The sequence below is a fragment of the Granulicella aggregans genome, from assembly GCF_025685565.1.
GTDB classification, from domain to species: domain Bacteria; phylum Acidobacteriota; class Terriglobia; order Terriglobales; family Acidobacteriaceae; genus Edaphobacter; species Edaphobacter aggregans_B.
This window is the reverse complement of sequence record NZ_JAGSYE010000001.1, coordinates 2,253,120-2,271,904: the sequence shown is the minus strand read 5'-3', so window position 1 is coordinate 2,271,904 and position 18,785 is coordinate 2,253,120. Positions and strand designations below refer to the sequence as shown.

Genomic DNA, 18,785 nt, shown 5'->3' with positions numbered 1-18,785 from the left:
TCTCGCAATCCTAGTGCAGCAAACAGGTTCAGTGACGGACGGCGATGATGCAACTTTCGCGCTATTGAGCCCCTCCGAGTACAGCTCGGGCTAAGGGGTCGGATCGCGCTGCGCCTAGTAAGTCGGTTGCGGCAGCCATGCAAAAACTCAAAATGCAATGACAAGTCACACCCTAACCGCGCTCCCCACCCATAAGGAAGGTTTGTTACGGTATCGGGCAAAAATTACCCGGTGATTTGTCGGTACGGCCCTTGTATTGTTTTGTTTACAACGACGTATGATACGGTGGTTTCACTGAAGTGATTACTGTTGGCGGTCAAAAATGTGACCATCGACGGGGATGCTTGACCTGTTGTCTTGAAGACCTGGGAAGGGCGTGTTATGTCATCGACGGCTTTAGGTACGATTGCTGAAGACGAAGCCAGCACGGGCCGCCCTGCGTGGGAGAGTCCCGAAGAGGTCCAGAAGCAGTTGGAACGCGTGGTGAGCAGCACTCACTTTCGCAACAGCAAGCGTTATCCCGCTCTACTCCGGTACCTCGTCCAACAGAGCCTACTGGGAAGGATGGATGCACTAAAGGAACGTACCCTCGGCATTGAGGTCTTCGGCAGACCCGCCGACTATGACACGAATGCCGACCCGGTGGTACGTATCACGGCCGGCGAGGTGCGCAAGCGCATCGCGCAGTACTACCAGTCTCCAAATCATGACCATGAGCTACGCCTGGATCTTCCACTGGGGTCCTATGCGTTGCGCTTCCTGCCGCCGCATGAAACGACACCCCTGCCCTTTGTGAATCCAGACTTCGAAGGCACACCCGAAGCGCATCTATTGGACAGCCCGCTCCCGGTCACCGCGCCATTGATCCCCGAGAACATCGTTTCTGCGCCTGAGTTGGAGGCATCTCCCGCAGATGCGAAGCGCCGCCCTCTTCGTTCAAAGCGCATGCAAGCGATCTTTGCACTGGGAACGCTGGTGGTTCTCGCGCTAAGTTCCGTCACGCTCGTCGACGTCGCGAACGCACGCAGACAGGAAGCCGGTATGACCTTCTTCTGGGGGCCAATACTCCGCTCCAAAGCGCCGGCGATGATTGTCCTCGGAGTTCACTCGTTCGACACTCATGGCAACGATCTTTCCCCGACGAGTCTCGCGCAGCTACCGCAGGGCGGCGAGACCGTGCTCAACTCCATGATCCGTTCGAATATGGTTTCGATAAGCGATGTCGTCAGCTACAGCGAAGTTGTGAGCGTGCTCGCGCAGCACTCCCTCCCCTTGCATACGCAGAGCGCCGCCGAGACCACGATCGAAGAGTTCCGCCGCGGGCCGATCGTCCTGATCGGAGGCTTCGACAACATGTGGACCATGCGGCTCACCTCTACCCTTCGCTTCCGATTCGGAGCTCTCAGCAATTCGCTGCACGAGATTCAAGACACCCAGCATCCCGACTCGCGATGGCAGTTCGACAATTCACAGAGCGCTCTCTCCACCTCCCGCGACTATGCGATCGTGGCGAGATTTTTCGATCCCCAGATCGAACAGCTCGTCATCGTCATTGCCGGCATCGGCAAGAGTGGCACCGAAGCGGCGGCAGAGTTCGTAACCGACAAAGATGCCTTGCGAACCTGGACCGAGGCACTCTCCGTGCAAAATCGGGAGAACATAGAGGTCGTTTTGTCTACGGATGTGATTGAGGGGAAACACGGGCCGCCACATGTCGTCGCAAGCGACTGCTGGTAGGTGGCCTATCCATAGTTGGAGTAACGGGGCCCTTGTGGTCCGGTGCCCACCCATTGTGGCGTGTCTTCGATATATTTTGCATCGCAACCGCGACTTCGTGTCAACAATCCCGTTAACGCTGTTGCCGACTGAACACCGGGGACCGACCGTCACACCCCGCTATCTATGAGTCCGCGGAGTTTCAATCATGGCCACTCACGTGGAGCACCCCCCGTGCACCCGGAAGCATCGTTACGTCTTCGCTGCCACGGCCTTTCTGGCCTTTCAGGTCGCCGGCTGTTCCGGGGGCGGCAACACGACTACAAGTCCGCCTTCTACTCCGCCACAGCCTGTCATCACGGTCACGGTTACCGGAGGCTCGCAGGTTCGCCTCGGCTCTACTGTGCAGCTATCGGCGACAGTCGCGAACACTTCGAATACCACCGTCACCTGGGAGGTGAACGGAGTCGCTGCAGGGTCCGCTGCCACGGGGACGATCTCCTCCACTGGCCTCTACACTCCTCCCAGCAAAGTGCCCTCACCCAACACTGTGATCATTACGGCAGTCAGCCAAGCCAACACCGCTGTATCGGGCTCACTGGCGGAAGCCGTTCTCAATCCCATTCCGGTCCTGAACTCCGCTACCGTCACAGGCGTCTCTCCGAACTACACTCTCACCGTTATCGGGACGGATTTTGTCAGCGGAGCGCAAGTCGAGCTTCAGGGCAACCTGCTTCCCACTACCTTCGTCTCTGCGACTCAACTCACAGCTACCGCCAGCGTGACACTTCCAGCAGGTGCCACGACGTTGCCGGTGACCGTCGTGAATCCGGATCCGGGCAGCGTGTCGTCGAACTCTTTCAATGCGCAGTTCACCCAGGCAACAGCGACGGCAGCCGCCAGATTGCTTGACCAGGCGACCTTCGGCCCCACTACCGCCGACATCCAGAACGTCGAGAACATCGGTCTAGCTGCGTACCTCAATCAGCAGTTTCAGACACCGCCGACGACCCTCGCCCTCATCTCCAACCCGCCGCCTACGGCCTGCACCAAGACAACGGTCCCGTGCCTTCAGTCGGAGTGGTGGCAAGCCACCCTCACAGCTCCCGACCAACTCCGTCAGCGCGTGGCCTTCGCCCTTTCCGAGATGTTTGTCATCTCCACCGACACCGATAATGCCCGGGCTGTTGTGGCCTTCCAGAACACCCTTGCGAATGACGCCTTCACCAACTTCTCCACCATCATGAACGACGTCACCCTCTCCCCTGGCATGGGTGCCTATCTGAACATGCTCAACAGCAACAAGCCCGGTACGGTCAATGGCGTCACGCAGATCGCCAACGAGAACTATGCCCGCGAATTGATGCAGCTCTTTACCCTGGGCCTGAACCTTCTCAATACCGACGGCACTCCTCAACTCGACGGCAGCGGCAACCCGATTCCTACATACACGCAAGCCCAGGTGCAGGCCTTCGCCCGCGCCTACACCGGCTGGACCTATGCCACGTCTACGGGGGGGAGCCCAACCAAATTCCCCAATGGCGCTGCAAACTACATCATGCCCATGGCAGCGGTCGAAAGCGCCCATGATACGGGCGCGAAGATCCTCCTGGATGGCGCGACTCTTCCCACCGGCCAGACAGCTCAACAAGACCTCGACGGGGCGCTTAAAAATATCTTCAATCACCCGAACGTCGGCCCTTTCGTCTGCCGTCAGCTCATCCAACACCTCGTCGCCTCGAATCCGAGTCCTGCCTACGTCGCCCGTGTCGCTGCTGTCTTCGCCAACAACGGCAATGGCGTTCGCGGCGACATGCAGGCCGTCATTACCGCCATCTTGATGGATCAGGAGGCGCGCGCCGGAGACACCGATCCCACCGTCGAGGGCGGTCATCTTCGCGAACCCGTCTTATGGCTGACTGATCTTCTTCGCGGCCTGGGCTTCACCAACAACGACACGGTTGCAGGCAATGACGTCGTTGCCAACGCTTCCTTCAGCACCCTCGGCAACTACACTTTCACTCTGGGCCAGAAGCCCTATGCCTCCGCCAGCGTCTTCAACTTCTTCCCGCCTGAATATGTCGTCCCCGGTACCACGACGAACGCGCCTGAGTTCGGCCTGGAGAATACCGCCTCAGCCATCCTCCGACTCTCCCTTGCGAACAGCGTCGTCTACAACCGCATCAGCGGGTTCAACGTGGACCTATCCGCTACAAGCCCCCTTGGCGTGATCGCTTCCAATCCTGGCAACCTTGTCGACACACTGGGCACGCTCTTCCTTCACTCTCAGATGTCCTCCGACATGCGCTCGGCCATCGTCAACAACATCACCCCACTGACCGACATGGGCGAACGCGTTCGAGTCGCGACGTATCTCGTCGTTACTTCGACCCAGTACAAGATCGAGCACTAGAGGAGAGCCAAATGCCCGTCAATCGCCGTAGCTTCATACGATGTGCTTCACTTGCCGCTGCAGGCAGCGCGGCTGGAATGCGTCCCTTTGGCACGCTCAACGCGCTTGCTCAATCCGCTCCGGACTACAAGGCACTCGTTTGCGTCTTCCTCTATGGCGGCAACGATGCGAACAACACGTTCGTCCCCTTTGACACTGCCGGCTATAACAACTACTCCTCGATCCGTGGCCCGCTTGCCATCGCGCAGAACCAGCTTCTTCAGCTAGGCCCGCTCCCCAACTTCGCCCTCAACCCCAACCTCCCTGACATCGCAACACTCTTCAATAACAAGAACGCTGCGATCGTCGCCAACGTTGGCACACTGGTCGAGCCCACCACCCGGGCCCAGTTCATGGCCAATCAGTCGCTGCCCTCCAATCTCTTCTCGCATCCTGACCAGCAGCTGGAGTGGCAGAATGCGGCCGCCAGCGGAGCGACGCCAACCGGCTGGGCAGGACGCATCGCCGACACTCTCGCAGCCAGCTACAACTCCAACGCCACGATTCCGATGATCACCTCTGTCGCCGGGGATACCCTCTTCTGCAACGGTCAATCGTCCACTCCGGTTTCGGTAAGCCCGGGTAATGTCAGCGGCGCGAGCTGCTCCGAGGGGACCACCGAGTGCGGCGCTCAGCTAGCGACCGCCCAGGCACTGCTTACCTTCGACTCCGGGCTCAGCCTCATCCAGGCGGACGACTCGATCACGACGAACGCCTACAAATACGCGAAGATTCTGACCGCTGCCACTCAGTCCGTCGCACCGTTGCAGACCGCCTTCCCAACGAACAACGGCCTCGCCGCACAGCTTCAACAGATCGCTCAGATTATTCAGGTCCGATCGGCCCTTGGGGTGAACCGCCAGATATTCTTTGCCGGTATCGGCAACTTCGACACCCACTCTGACCAGCTCACCCTGCAGAACGGCTTGCTTGCCCAGATCAGCCCTGCCCTCGCCGCCTTCTACCAGGCGACACAGGAGTTGAACGTCGCCTCCAACGTCACCACGTTCACGATGTCCGACTTCAGCCGCACCTTCCAGCCGAACTCCAACACCGGCACAGACCACGCCTGGGGCTCTCACCACATCGTCCTTGGCGGCGCTGTCAAAGGTGGTCAGATGTATGGAACGTTCCCGACCCTCGCCCTCGCGGGTCCTGACGATTCAGGCTCCAACGGCCGCTGGGTGCCGACCACCGGTTCCGCCCAGTATGCCGCCACTCTCGCACAATGGTTTGGCGTCAGCGCCTCACAGTTGCCTACCATCTTCCCTAACATCGGTAGCTTCGCCACGAGCAATCTCGGCTTTATCTAAATAGCTTCTCTCGAACGCGGCGGGCTTCGGAGATACATACTGGGCCTGATCAAGCGGAGCCTTCTCAGCCACGAGGCTTGAACCAAAACCGGTAGCGAAGCTTGTGCTGGCCGGTCCATTGGACGCTGGTCTGCGCGGGAGTGTAGTCTTTTGCTGTTTGAGGAGGACTCGTGCTGCGCCGTGATTTCGTCCGAACTGCTGTCCTAGCGGGAGTTGCGCCAAGAGCGTTTTTTGGGCAGCAGGCAGCGAATCCTGCCCCGCCGCCTCCGGCACCTGTGCCTTGGACGCTCGGCCTGAATCCGCGGACACCGTTGCCGGTCGTCGAGGCAGGGGACGCAGTCGCGACGGCTGAAGCAAGCTTTTTCTCTCCCGTGCAAATGGCCAGTCTCATCCGGCTATGTGATCTGCTGCTGCCTCCGCTGGCAGGCAAGCCAGGCGCGTCCGATGCGGGAACGCCGGTCTTTCTGGACTACCTGGTCGGGGCTTCGCCAGACGCTCGCAAGAAGCTCTATCGCGAAGGTCTCGATTGGCTGGACGCAGAGGCGAGAGCGAAGTATCGGCTTCCGTTCGCAAAGCTGGATAGCGCACAGGCGGATACGCTGATCGAGCCGTGGTTGCGAGCGTGGATGTCTGACCATCCTCCAACCGAGACGCATGCCGACTTCATCAATATCGCGCACGAGGACATACGCACTGCGACGGTCAACTCCAAGCAATGGGACGACGCGAGTGTGGCTGCTGGACAGGATTGGGTAACAGGTGGCCTGTACTGGTCGCCCATTGAGCCGGAGATAGCTTATCGCCACGAAAGGCCCATGCATGTCACGGCGGCGGCAAAGGCTGCGGAAGGGATGCCCTCCTATCCGCGTTGAGGCAACGGAGCCAAGCTGAGCAATCAAAAAATGACAGAGAAGATATTCGATGTGTTGATCGTGGGTTCCGGGCACGCTGGAGGTATGGCTGCGAAGGTACTTACGGAGAAGGGCGCAAACTGCCTGATGCTCAACGCCGGGCCGGTGGCAGATGTGGCACGCGACGCGCAACGCAAGCCTGCATACGAACTGCCGCATCGCGGCTTCAGGCCGCCGGGCCGCCTAGAGCATGTCTTTCAGGCTAATGAGTTCAATGCGAATGTATGGGTCGATGAGCAGGAGGTTCCGTATACCTTCGATCCCGCAAACCCTTACAACTGGGTTCGGGTGCGGCTTTTCGGCGGCAGATCGCTCTTCTGGTCGCGGCAGTCGTTCCGGCTGAGCGACTTTGAGTTCAAGGGAAAATCGCACGATGGATTTGGTGAAGACTGGCCCATCGGCCTTGCTGACCTTGCTCCTTATTACTCGCGGGTAGAGGAGATCTTTCAGGTCTCGGGAGCACAGGATGGCCCGCCGCAGATGCCCAATGGAAACTTCATCGCTGGCGACAACGATCCGTGGTCCGAGTCGATGCATCGTTTCGTCAAGTCTGGAAAGACTTACGAGATGCCCTTCTGCAAGCAGCGCCGGGCACAGGGGCGCGATGGGTTGGCGAGCTCGGTGAACCTCCTTCTTCCCGATGCTGAACGGACCGGCAAGCTGACCTCGATTGCCAATGCGGTCGTCCGCCAGATTACGGTGGACAAAAATACCGGCCGGCCGGATGGTTGTCATTTTGTCGATCGCCTCTCTCGCCGGGAGATGCACGTCAAAGCGCGCGTGGTGGTTCTGGCCGCAGGCACGCTTGAGAGCACGCGGCTATTGATGAATTCGAATCTGGGCAACTCGAGTGGCGTGATGGGCCGGTACTTGATGGACCAGGTCTACGGCCCCGGCATTGTGTGCTCGGTGCCGGAGGGGCGGAACGGCAAGGGTGGACGTCCGGTGATGGGCGGCAGTGCGATCGTGCCCCGCTTTCGCAACATCGACAAGAAGCACGATGGCTTCCTGCGCGGCTATGCATTGAACGTCACCAGCAGCACGGGAGCTCTGGATCCACGGAACTTCACGGCCTACGGGGCTGCACTGCAGCAGAAGCTTGCGGAGTACCACGGCAGTGCGTTCTACGTCAGCATGATGGGCGAGGTGCTTGGACGCCACGAGAACCATGTGCGCATCGATCCGCAACAGCAGGACTCATGGGGCATCCCCGTCCTGCGTATCGAGACGAAGTATACCGACAACGAGTTCAGGATGGCGAAGGACGCGGTGGAGGTAAGCAAGGCCGTTGCCGAAGCAGCGGGCTTCGAGGTCCTGTCGAGCAACCATGTTCCCAATCCGCCTGGCTACAGCATCCACGAAGTGGGCACCTGCCGCATGGGCGACAACGCAAAGACGAGTGTGCTAAACAAGTGGTGCCAAAGTCACGACCACAAGAACCTGTTCGTAGTGGATGGCGCAAGCTTTGTAAGCGCTGGCTGGCAGAACCCAACGATGACGATCCTGGCGCTCTCGATGCGCGCCTCCGAGTATCTGGCTGATCAACTGGCAACCCAAAGCATTTAGAGGAGATGAAGTGAAGGCTATCTCGCGCAGGACGTTTGTTGGTGGTGCTGCTTCGGTTGCAGCTATGAGTTTGGGCCGTGGCATCGCCATGGCGAATCCGCTGGGTCTGCCGCTGGCCATCCAGCTTTACTCGGTGCGGGACCAGATGCGCGAGGACTTCGCAGGCGCGCTGGCGGGCGTGAGTGCGGCGGGCTTTACCGTGGTCGAGGCTGCTGCCCTGCCGAAAATGAGTGCTGCCGAAGTGCGCGCGGCGCTCGACAATACGGGCCTGCGCTGCGTGAGCGCACATCACGGCTTCAACGATCTGCACACGCGGTTCGATGAGGTTGCGGACTACGATAAGCAGCTGGGTGTAAAGTTCATCATCTGCGCCAGTCCTGGTCATCGTGATCCGTCGACAGCTTCGCAGCCGATGACGCTTGATGATTGGCATTACATGGCCGATCAGTTCAACGAGATGGGTTCGAAGCTTGAATCCAGGGGGATTCGCTTCGGATATCACAATCACGTTGGGGAGTTTGCAGCTATCGATGGGAAGGTTCCTTACTTTGAGTTGCTGCGTCTTGCCGATCCTAAGAAAGTGACTTTCGAGCTTGACTGCGGCTGGGCTTCTGTTGCTGGGATGAATCCGATCGAGCTGATGAAGGCCAATCCGCATCGCATCTCGATGCTGCATGTGAAGGACTTTGTTCTCACGGGAAAGCCGTCGCCGGAGTCGCATGACGCCAAGGTGACGGAGCTTGGGCGCGGCAGCGTGGACTACCACCCGATCTTCGCGGAAGCTGCGCGGTCTCAGCACATCGAGTATGCGTTTGTGGAGCAGGAAGCCTTCACGATGCCGTGGAAGGAATCGCTCAAGGTCGACGCCGACTATCTTCGCGCGTTCAAAGGCTGAGCGCTCAGACATAATAGAGGACATGAAGATTAGGCAGTCCTCCGCTCTCATCGGCCCACTCCGTCTGGCTTCAATCGCTATCCTGCTGACTACTTTGGCGTGGAGTCCTCTGCCTGCCGGAGCTCAGACCAACGCCGCATCGATGGATCGCCTTGCCGCGGTCGATCCCTTCATCGGCACCGGGCCTGAGGGGCACACATTTCCCGGAGCAACGCTTCCCTTCGGGATGGTCCAGCTCTCGCCGGATACGCAGATCCGCCCCTTCAAGCAGAGCTACAAGTGGGCGTCGGGCTATCGCTACGAGGACTCCACGATCCTCGGCTTTTCGCATACTCACTTTTCGGGCAGCGGCCACTCTGATCTGGGCGACTTCTTAGTTCAGCCCATCTCCGGCGAGGTGCGGCTTGAACCCGGCGACGTAGAGAAGCCCATGTCCGGATATGGCTCGCGCTTCAGTCATAAGCAGGAGCATGCCGAGCCGGGCTACTACGCGGTCGATCTGCAGGACTATGGCGTTCACGCAGAGCTCACGGCGACGGCGCGAGTAGGAGTGCATCGATACACCTTCCCCTCTGGCAAACCCGCACATCTTCTGATGGACCTGCGATCCTCCATCTATAACTATCCGGGCAAAGTGCTGTGGTCTCGGCTTCGCGTACGCGAGGACGGTACTGTAACCGGCATGCGCGAGACCCGTGGATGGGCCCCAGGCAGGCAGCTCTATTTCGCGATGCGCTTCTCGCAACCTTTGCTGCGGCACAGCTTGTACGACCGCGAACCTCTGCCGGTGGAGTACAAGGGCTTCAAGACGCCGGGGACTTCACCCGAAGATACGCAGGCCGTTGAGGGTCGCGGTTTGATTGCGGTCTTCGACTTCGAGCCAGGTAGCTCCCCGCTGGTCCTCAAGGTCGCCTTGTCCTCGGTGAGCGAGGAGGGCGCTATCGCCAACATGAACGCCGAGGTGCCGGGGTTCGACTTCGACGCTGTTCATGCCGCTGCCACTTCGATGTGGGCGGCTAAGCTTGGCACAATCGATCTCTCCGCATCTGCGGACGTTCGCAAGAACCTTTACACCGCGCTCTATCACGCCATGATGTCGCCCAATCTCAGCATGGATGTGGACGGCAGCTATCGCGCTCCGGACAACCAGGTCCATCATGCCGATGGCTTCCACTTCGTCTCGAACCTTAGCCTGTGGGACACCTACCGTGCAGAGCAGCCGCTGATGACGCTGCTCGAGCCGCAGGAGCGCACTAGTGACCTTGTCAACTCGATGCTGGCATCGCAAAAGTACAGCCCCTTCGGCGTCCTGCCGATCTGGCAGGAGCAGGGCCTTGAGACATGGTGCATGATCGGCTACCACGCTGTGCCCGAGATCGCGGATGCCTACATGAAGGGGATCCGCGGCTTCGATGCCGATCAGGCGTTGAAGGCGATGGTGGCGAGCGCAACGTACGCTCCCTACGGGAGCCTGGGTAGCTACATGAAGCTCGGCTACGTGCCGGTTGATCATGACGACGAGGCCGCGTCGAAGACCATGGAGTATGCCTTCGATGACTGGACGATCGCCCGCATGGCCGATGCGATGAAGAGGCCGGACGTGGCGTCTGAGTTTGCGCTTCGCGCCGGGAACTGGCGGAACAATTTCAATGTGAAGGATGGTTTCGTGGAGCCGCGTCTTGCCAGCGGCACGTACCGCGTGCCCTTCGATCCGGCGAAAGCAGGCAGCGGAAGCGGCTTTACCGAGGGCAATGCGTGGCAATACTCCTGGTATCAGCCGCAGGACGTTCAGGGCTTGATCGATCTGCTCGGAGGCAAGCAGAAGCTGGTGGCAAAGCTCGATGCCATGTTCGACGCGAAGATTGATATGAAGGACTACGCCGCTGTGGAAGACATCAGCGGCATGATCGGCCAGTATATCCACGGGAACGAGCCGAGCCATCACCTGGCCTATCTGTACGACTATGCCGGCGAACCCATGCGTACACAGGAGAGGCTGCGGCATATCGTGGAATCCCAGTATCGTCCCGCTCCCGATGGCCTGGTGGGAAATGACGATCTTGGGCAGATGTCGGCGTGGCTTATCTTTACGTCGCTGGGGTTCTATCCGGTTGCGCCTAGCTCGAATGAGTACGTGATCGGGAGGCCGTTCGTCAGCGAAGCTACGCTTCATCTTCCAAATGGAAAGAAGCTTCACATCGTTGCCGACGGCCTGAGCGATCAGAATGCATATATCCAGTCCGTCACCTTAAATGGTAAGCCTCTGGCGCGCATGTATCTTCGGCACGAGGAGTTGCTGGCTGGCGGCGAAGTGCGCTTCGTGATGAGTCCGAAAGCGGAGGCGACCTGGTCACGAGAACCCCTGGAGATGCCGTTCTCCATGTCGAAACAGTAATGGCAATTTTGTGACAAAGGCTGAGATCACTGGTGAGGAAGAGGCTATGCTCGGATCAGTTACCTTGCCGCCGACCTGATTGGTATCTGTCTCTCGATGCGGCCATCAGCTCATTACTTCCGCGCCCCGATCCATCGATAAGTTACCGTCTGATCCAAACGTATCTTTTTCTGTTTCAGGTCCCGATCGAAATCACCCTGGGTGGGCGTTCCACCTTGCGACCAGGCGCTCCCCGCGTAGTAGTCGATGGTCTCGCCGCTCTTGATGTCGAAGAGGAAGAAGGCGTTCCCGGCGACGTTGCCCTGAATGGGCAAGGATGTGAAGCGGGCTTTCTCATTAGACGGCACCACCAGCGCAGTTCCGATTCGCCCAGCACTGGCAAGCTGAGGCGTGTCCCACACCGACGCGATCGCCGATCCCGGCTGATGCAGAGTTGCATCCTTGTGCATCGCTATGCCGGCGGCCACGGTCACCGTTGTACTGTCATTCACTGCGCCCTCGAAGCGAAAGGTCGATCGCATTCGGTTCAGCCTCGAACCCGCATCAAGCGTGATTCGCTTCAGTTCGCGGACGGTCCCTCCGCCCACACTCCAAGGATCGTATTCGAGCAGGAAGTCCAACCGGATTGGGCCGCTCGCCAATATTCTCGCCGAGGTGAAGTTCTTCGAAGAATAAAAAACACCGTTGACGTAAGCCGCGGTTCCGCCGCATCCGCGTGAGCTGCCCACCTCGTAAGAGTCCAACCCCTGCCCGTTGTCCCGGTGATACGAGAGCTCCGGGTTGTGGGTGCGGGCACCCTCGCGATCGCGCTTATACCAGCTCTTCGTGATGAAGTCCGGCACGCGCTTCGACCACACATCGATCCCTGAGGCGATCTCGCCCGTCGCCTGCAGCGCGGGTCCGTATACGCGGTACGCGACCAGATCGTTCTCCCAGGCAAAGTCATCCATCCGCTCAGGAACCAGCCGGCCCTGCACCCTCGGCTCGAACTTCGGAGCTTCGGGCACCGCATCGATATCAAGCTTCGTTCTCTGGGCCGGAGACAGGTCGACCAGAACCAGCAACTGGTCTGGCCTGCCATCGACTTCCGAAGCGTATATCTGGGTTGGAAGCTCTTCGTTGAGGCCATGAACGCGAGCCACGAGTGGGGTGCCGATGGCCACATGCAGCCGACGCGATATGTCGGCCAGCGGCAGTTCTACAACCTCACTGCGCCTCGCCACCGGAGTCGGATTTCTAATCTCGACCACGATCCCCTGCTCTGCCTCGCATGAGACAGCTAGAGCTGTAAGCAGCAGAGCACAACAGATCTTACCTGCGATCACTTAGAAACTGCTTTCATCTTGCTTACTTCGGAGCCCGCCAAAAGGAACGCTCCGGTTCCAAATACATAGCTGGATCCCGCCGTATAAGCTCCCGGCGCAGCGCCGATGGGCTGGATGCAGCCGAGCCTCCCATCCTTGTAGATATGCGCGACGAGGCCCGCCCAGCCTTTCTCCACGACAGGACGAAAGCGTTTCGCGTCGAGTACCTGATGGTTGATTCCCCAGCTAAGCGCGTAGACGAAGAATGCCGAGCCCGACACCTCGGGCAACGGATAGTCCCCGGGGTCGAGCAGGCCCGGCCGCCACAGACCGTCTTTCGACTGAAGCGCTGCGACTGAGTCTGCCATCTCCTGCAACCTCTTTACATAGAAGGCGCGGCGAGGGTCCTTTTCGGGCATACGCTCCAGGACTTGCGCCAGCCCTCCCATTACCCAGCCATTCCCGCGCGACCAGAAGATCTTGTGGCCAGTCTTTTCGCGCTTGTCGAAGTAGGTTGCATCGCGAAAGAAGAGCCGCTCCTCCTTGTCCCACAAAAGGTCTGAAGTGACGTGCCACTCATGGTCCATGTAGTCGAGATAGCGTGGGTCATGGGTTGCCGCCGCGAGCCCTGTCCACACCGGGGGCGCCATAAACAGTGCATCGCACCACCACCAGACTGGCTTGCCTGGTTCGTCCGGCGTCACCCTCAACTTATCGAACTGCTTCTTCAGAGTCGCGATACGAATCGGATCCGGCTGCTCTTCATAGAGCTTCAAGTACGACTGCCCGATGGCCTGATCGTCCGCATGCGACTCGCGAGGGCCGAGAGTCCAGTCGTAGTGCTCTGCAACCTTCTTCACAGCGTCGGCGTAGACCGGGTTTTTCAGGGTATCGGACGCCGCGAGCAACCCAACGTAAAGAGTGGCGAAGGTCCAGTCCTGGCTGGGGAGATTTGCAATTCTCGCCGTCTGCCAATCCGCAACCTTCCGCATCGCCGCTTTGACTGCCGCCGGCTTCACGGAACCTGAGATTTCCGTGGCAAGCGGTCCCGGATCGACCGGGGCGTCTCCTGCCGGAACCTCCTTGACCGATTGTCCAGATACGGAGACGCTCACAAACGCTGAAAGCATTGTGCAAAGGGTAAGAAGAACTGCAATCCTGCGTTTCGAAATTCTCAACATGGCCGGCACGAATCCCTGGTCGCGCGAAAGTTTGCCACTTCATCAGCGGAGCGCGATTGCAGAACCATGATGCACACCGTACAGCGATAGACGCAAGGCGGCTATGCTATCGCCGCCGTAGCCCCATCATGCTGAGGAAGAAGCTGGCGAAACAGGTCTCCAGGCCAAAGACCATTCCTGTCGCCGAGGGCAGAGTAATGCGGAGCATCTGTTCCACGTGGAGCGGACCATAACCAGAGTGCTCCCAGTAAGCGACGGCCCAGACAGCCGCGAGCAGACTGATGATGAATGTCAGCCCCCCGACGACGAGACCGGTTTCGAGTTTGATGAGACGGAACCAGCGCGAGAACTCGGGGTTCTCTGGAAGCAGACCCGTGGTCACAGCGAAGACCTTAGCGCTGACCGCGAAGAAGACGGTGTGGTAGCCGAGCAGGAGACAAGCGGTAGCGTAGACGAGGGTGTTGACATCAAAACGCACCTCACCCACCGTCCGAGCATGGGGCAACAGCCAGATCGTTCCCGCGAGCCCCAGGAAAGTAAGCAGCAAGCCGGGGTAGAGGAAGAGCCAACGCGGGCTGTACATCATCAGGAAGCGGAGATGCCTCCAGCCATCCGGCCATGTACGCAGATGAGGTGCGCGGCTTCTGCCATCTGGTTTCAGCGTTGTCGGAACTTCCGCGATCGGGATGCCGAGCAGCGATGCCTTAACCACCATCTCGCTGGCGAACTCCATACCCGTCGTGTGCAGGTCCATCTGCTCAAAGGCTTCTTTTGAGAAGGCGCGAATGCCGCAGTGGAAGTCACGCGCCGGCGAAGGAAAGAAGATCCTTCCAATGAGGCTCAGAACCGGGTTCCCAAGATACTTATGGAGGAAAGGCATGGCGCCGGGTTCAATGCCGCCGCGAAACCGGTTTCCCATGACCAGGCCCGCTCCCTTTTCAAGTTCAGCGAGAAATCGAGGAGCGTGACTGAAGTTATAGCTGTCATCCGCATCGATCATCAACACGTACGGAGTATTGGCCGCCTTGATCCCCGCAGTCAATGCGGCTCCATAGCCTCGGACTGGCACCGGAACAACGCGCGCGCCGTTCTCGACGGCGATGGCCTGTGAGCCGTCCGTGCTGCCGTTATCGGCCACAATTACCTCGCCCGGGATGCCGTTTTCACGCAGCGCACGCAGAGAACTCTGCACACAGATGGCAAGCGTCTCCGCCTCGTTCAGACACGGCATGACGATGGTGAGAACGCCGCCGCTTGTGTTCTGAGATGGAACCTCTGGATCTTCGGTCATTGCCTCTTCGCCTGACGGACTACAGGGAATGTTAGTTCAGCCTATGGATGAAACGGCTGCGCCTTTTGCGTTACAGCGAGAATTGGATAGAGGGCGCTCACTGCATTCACGGCGTCGCTGGGGATTGGGTCGCTGAAGACAAGAATGTCGCCGAAGGTCTCCATACTCTTGAACTGCTTCTGGTAGGTTCCTTGCTCCGGCCTTAGGGCACAGCTTAGACACACCACCGTGCAGGGGGCGACTTGCGCGGGATGCTTGTAGGCGATCGTCGAATTGTGAACGCCAACGTAGCTGATGCTTCGCTGCCGGCCGTCGCGGTTGAGCAGCGCCATCATCGGGTACTCGAAGTGATTCTCATTGGCGTCGATGCCAATCGAGTTGCACGACTTACCGCTAGCGGCCCTGGCCGCCTGGATGAAGGAGTCCGCCGAGTCCCAGTGATGGTCGAAGAAGTAAGTCCGTTCCCGCGGCGAGGTGATCAAGCTGTACTGACGGTCGACCAGCGGCCGCGAGGAGTTCTTGACCGATAGAGCAACTCCGAGAAGCAGCAGGCATGCCGCGATGGCAGATGTCCACCGGGGCGTGATGCGCACCAGAACCAGCGCAGAAAATGACGCGCCGAGGACGAAGACGGGTAGCTGGTATCTCGCATTCCAGGGAGACCATCGCAGCAGGATCGCATACAGGACGAAGCCGCCAGCGATCCCGAAGGCAAAGAGAAGCGTGTCCCGGCTGAACTGCTTCCGCTTCCACAGACAGAGCACTCCCGCAGCAATCAGCAGAATGAAGTGCAGTTGATTGCTAGCCTGGGTTTCGCTGAACGGCCGGAATTCGATGTTGAAGGGGGGAAGATAGCCGCTCTGAGCGAGGACCAATTGCGATGGGTCGCTCGGTTCCACACCCAAAGCGTGAATTGCGATGGAGAAGACTTTCGTCGTGATGGCGTTGACCTTGCCGACCGGAACCGCAAGGTTCAAAGCGATATTTCGGAGAACATTCGCCGCCGAACGCGTCGGAGTAAGGTGCCGGTTACCGTACATTCTTCCTTCGTCAGGTCCGGCACCATCAAAGAACGGCGGACCGAGGATCGATCCGCTGAACTCGTGGTTCCTAGCCCACAGAGGCCCACTGACCATCACGCAGATCAGCGCGAGGATAGGAAGTCGGAGCAGAAACGTCTTCTGCGCCTTCCAACTCCACATGAAGAAGCAGAAGAGGACGAGCGGCGGCAGGAATGCATAGCCCGTTCCTTTTGAAAACACAGACAGTGAAAGCGCAGAAGCGATAGCCAGAGTGAGTGCCCAGCTTTGCTGCCGTTTCCATTGCAGAAGGAGCAGAACGGCAGTGGCGACCCAGTAAGAGAGGGTGTAGTCGTTCTTCGTTCCGGAGGCACCGAGGATACCCGTCTCGATGGTGCCGCTGATGACCGCAGCCAGGATCTGGACTCGCCTGTTACCGCCGAGTTCAGCAGCGATCAGCGAGGCTACCAACATGCAGCCGACATAAGCAAGCCACTGTACCATGTTGGCCAGCCGGTCGGAACCAAAGAGGAGTTGAAGGTGAAGGATCGCGTACTCAGAGAAAGGAGGCATCGACAGTTGCTGATGGTCGATGGTGGGATACAACTGGACGCCGCGATTGCTGATCCACTCCACCACGCGGGGCATGTGGTACTCCATAGCGTCCCAGGTGTTCGGTGCACTCAGCAGAGCGGTCAGGCCGACAAGGCCTGCGATCAGCGTGAGCGCGCCCAACATCCAACGCTCCGATTGATCGAGATCACGCCAGACCTTCAGAGGTTCGAAGTGAGCAGAGTGGTCTGTCTGAGGCACTCGGGAGAACAGAAACCCGCCCCCCGCGAAGACGACCCAGATCACTGGAATGGACGTCCTTGTCAGAGCATGGAAGACGCTCAACGTCTCCGTTGAAAAGACAATAAAGATCGAGAGAGGAATGCTTGAGTAGATTAATGCCTGTCGAAGTCCGGAACCGCGCCGAATGAAGCCCAGCGCAAGCAAGGCGCATGCAAGAACGACAAGAATGGCGGGCACACTTCCTCCAGTGCTGCAATCTTCAGGACCGGCATGATTCTTGTACGGATGAGCATAGCATGGGCCTATTGGCTGAGGCCGATGAACTACAGCCGCCTGCATGGTCTAGAATCACCACCATGCAGCCCATCCATCTGGTTGTCGGTTCCGGGCCGACTGGCGTTTCCTGCGCGATGGCGCTTCTGGCGCGTGGCTGCCGGGTCGAGATGATCGATGCCGGATTGGATCTGGAGCACGCCGCCGCGGAGAAGGTGAGCGGGCTTCAGACTATAGCACCAGCCTCCTGGACGGATGAAAAGACCTCCTTCCTGAGAGCGAAGATGGATGCCGGTGTCGATGGCATCCCGCTGAAACTCGCCTATGGCTCGGACTACCCCTACCGGCTTTCACGTGGGGCGACTGCGGTCGAATGTCACGGCGCGGACAGCAAGCCCTCCTGCGCGAAGGGCGGCCTGAGCAACGTCTGGGGCTCGGCCGTAATGCCGTATCGCCAAGCCGATATGGATGATTGGCCCGTAGTCACTCGCGACTTGTCGGAACACTATCGGGCAGTCGCAAAGTTCATGCCGGTAGCGTCGATTCAGGACGATCTGGAGCGCGAATTTCCTACCTACTCGGAGTACGAGAGGCCGCTTCCGCCAAGCCAGCAGGCGCAGGCGATGGTGACCGATTGGGGAAAGCGATCGGACAGAATCAAGGCTGCGGGGGTCACCTTCGGGAGATCGCGGCTTGCCGTCAACGCTACTGGTTTCGACAAACCGGGCCACTGCGTGAAGTGCGGCCTGTGCATGTATGGATGTCCCTACCGGTTGATCTGGTCGAGCGCCGACGCGGTCGAACAGCTTCGTGACCATCCGGGATTCAGCTATCGTCCAGGATTGACCGTGACCGCCGTAAGCGAGATGGCCAACGAGGTGCAGGTCGAGGCGCAGACCGAGACTGGGGAGCACCTATCGATCTACGGGGCGCGCGTGTATCTTGCCGCCGGGGTGATGGCGACGACGGCGATCCTGCTGCGCTCGCTCAACCGCTACGACCAGCCGGTGCAGATGAAGGACTCCCAGTATTTCCTTTTGCCTATGCTGAGGAAACGTGGGATCAGCCCATTCCACCGCAAGGATCTGCATACGCTGGCGCAGTTGTTTGTCGAGATCCAGGATGGCAAGGTCAGCCCCTATACGATCCATTTGCAGGGCTACACCTATAACGAGCTCTTCGAGCAGCCAGTCGCCAAGATGCTGGGGCCGCTGCGTGCCGTGTTTCCCAGCGAAGCATTCTTTTCGCGTCTCTTCCTCTTTCAGGGATATCTGCACTCCCGCCACTCCCGCCCTGTCAGTCTGGCGCTGCATAAGTCGAGCGAGGGTGAAGTATTACGTGTCACAGGAGAAGAATCCCCGGAGGTCAACGCCATCCTGCGGAAGGTCGTACGCAAGCTGGCGGGCTTGCATGGGCCGCTCGGTGCGCTGCCGTTGGCTCCGTTGATGCGTCCAGGTGTTCCGGGCCGGGGATTCCATAGCGGCGGCGTCTTTCCGATGAGCGACCATCCCTCGCCGAACGAGAGCGATATTTATGGGCGTCCGGCAGGTCTCCAGCGCGTCCACGCGGTCGATTCGACCGTAATGTCCAGCATCGCGGCGACCACGGTCACCTTTACCGCCATGGCCAATGCACATCGCATTGGGACTCTGGCACCGGCATTGGAGGGCTAAG

Annotated in this window: 12 protein-coding genes; 8 read left to right on the top strand and 4 right to left on the bottom strand. The window is 59.3% G+C overall.

The features are described from left to right. Nucleotides 1–381 precede the first annotated feature (381 nt). The 7 genes from OHL18_RS08995 to OHL18_RS08965 all read left to right on the top strand — a co-directional run bounded on the left by OHL18_RS08995 (nt 382) and on the right by OHL18_RS08965 (nt 11,248). Nucleotides 382–1,737, top strand: coding sequence for a hypothetical protein (locus OHL18_RS08995; RefSeq protein WP_263374470.1), 1,356 nt, complete (start codon nt 382–384; stop codon nt 1,735–1,737). Nucleotides 1,738–1,924: 187 nt separating this feature from the next. Then, nucleotides 1,925–4,129 (top strand): DUF1800 domain-containing protein, encoded by a 2,205-nt coding sequence (locus OHL18_RS08990; protein WP_263374469.1) that lies wholly within the window; start codon nt 1,925–1,927, stop codon nt 4,127–4,129. A gap of 11 nt (nt 4,130–4,140) precedes the next feature. Further along, nucleotides 4,141–5,481 (top strand): DUF1501 domain-containing protein, encoded by a 1,341-nt coding sequence (locus tag OHL18_RS08985; RefSeq protein WP_263374468.1) that lies wholly within the window; start codon nt 4,141–4,143, stop codon nt 5,479–5,481. A 170-nt stretch (nt 5,482–5,651) separates the two neighbouring features. Beyond that, entirely contained in the window at nt 5,652–6,353 is a 702-nt protein-coding gene (locus OHL18_RS08980) for a gluconate 2-dehydrogenase subunit 3 family protein (protein WP_263374467.1), read from the top strand. Nucleotides 6,354–6,383: 30 nt separating this feature from the next. Then, nucleotides 6,384–7,958: a GMC oxidoreductase gene (locus tag OHL18_RS08975; protein ID WP_263374466.1), complete on the top strand. Its 1,575-nt coding sequence runs from the start codon at nt 6,384–6,386 to the stop codon at nt 7,956–7,958. Between the two features lie 10 nt (nt 7,959–7,968). Then, nucleotides 7,969–8,853: a sugar phosphate isomerase/epimerase family protein gene (locus OHL18_RS08970; protein WP_263374465.1), complete on the top strand. Its 885-nt coding sequence runs from the start codon at nt 7,969–7,971 to the stop codon at nt 8,851–8,853. A 22-nt stretch (nt 8,854–8,875) separates the two neighbouring features. Continuing rightward, on the top strand, nt 8,876–11,248 hold the full coding sequence (locus OHL18_RS08965) for a GH92 family glycosyl hydrolase (RefSeq protein ID WP_263374464.1): 2,373 nt from the start codon (nt 8,876–8,878) through the stop codon (nt 11,246–11,248). Between the two features lie 113 nt (nt 11,249–11,361). Here the strand turns inward: OHL18_RS08965 and OHL18_RS08960 are convergent, their stop codons facing one another. The 4 genes from OHL18_RS08960 to OHL18_RS08945 all read right to left on the bottom strand — a co-directional run bounded on the left by OHL18_RS08960 (nt 11,362) and on the right by OHL18_RS08945 (nt 17,075). Continuing rightward, nucleotides 11,362–12,498 (bottom strand): DUF4861 domain-containing protein, encoded by a 1,137-nt coding sequence (locus OHL18_RS08960; RefSeq protein ID WP_263374463.1) that lies wholly within the window; start codon nt 12,496–12,498, stop codon nt 11,362–11,364. Between the two features lie 71 nt (nt 12,499–12,569). Further along, entirely contained in the window at nt 12,570–13,667 is a 1,098-nt protein-coding gene (locus tag OHL18_RS08955) for a glycoside hydrolase family 88/105 protein (RefSeq protein ID WP_263374462.1), read from the bottom strand. Nucleotides 13,668–13,839: 172 nt separating this feature from the next. Beyond that, a complete protein-coding gene (locus OHL18_RS08950; RefSeq protein ID WP_263374461.1) occupies nt 13,840–15,024 on the bottom strand; it encodes a glycosyltransferase family 2 protein in 1,185 nt (394 codons plus the stop codon). A gap of 41 nt (nt 15,025–15,065) precedes the next feature. After that, nucleotides 15,066–17,075, bottom strand: a complete 2,010-nt coding sequence (locus OHL18_RS08945) for an ArnT family glycosyltransferase (RefSeq protein ID WP_263374460.1) — start codon at nt 17,073–17,075, stop codon at nt 15,066–15,068. 59 nt (nt 17,076–17,134) lie between these two features. On the opposite strand from OHL18_RS08945, the gene OHL18_RS08940 reads away from it, so the two are divergent. Continuing rightward, nucleotides 17,135–18,784: a GMC family oxidoreductase gene (locus OHL18_RS08940; RefSeq protein ID WP_263374459.1), complete on the top strand. Its 1,650-nt coding sequence runs from the start codon at nt 17,135–17,137 to the stop codon at nt 18,782–18,784. Nucleotide 18,785: the final 1 nt, after the last annotated feature.

Excerpts from the sequence above, each read along its gene's own strand:
- OHL18_RS08995 (WP_263374470.1), top strand. The coding sequence starts at position 382 with ATGTCATCGACGGCTTTAGGTACGATTGCTGAAGACGAAGCCAGCACG.
- OHL18_RS08990 (WP_263374469.1), top strand. The coding sequence starts at position 1,925 with ATGGCCACTCACGTGGAGCACCCCCCGTGCACCCGGAAGCATCGTTAC.
- OHL18_RS08985 (WP_263374468.1), top strand. The coding sequence starts at position 4,141 with ATGCCCGTCAATCGCCGTAGCTTCATACGATGTGCTTCACTTGCCGCT.
- OHL18_RS08975 (WP_263374466.1), top strand. The coding sequence starts at position 6,384 with ATGACAGAGAAGATATTCGATGTGTTGATCGTGGGTTCCGGGCACGCT.
- OHL18_RS08965 (WP_263374464.1), top strand. The coding sequence starts at position 8,876 with ATGAAGATTAGGCAGTCCTCCGCTCTCATCGGCCCACTCCGTCTGGCT.
- OHL18_RS08950 (WP_263374461.1), bottom strand. The coding sequence starts at position 15,024 with ATGACCGAAGATCCAGAGGTTCCATCTCAGAACACAAGCGGCGGCGTT.
- OHL18_RS08940 (WP_263374459.1), top strand. The coding sequence starts at position 17,135 with ATGGGCCTATTGGCTGAGGCCGATGAACTACAGCCGCCTGCATGGTCT.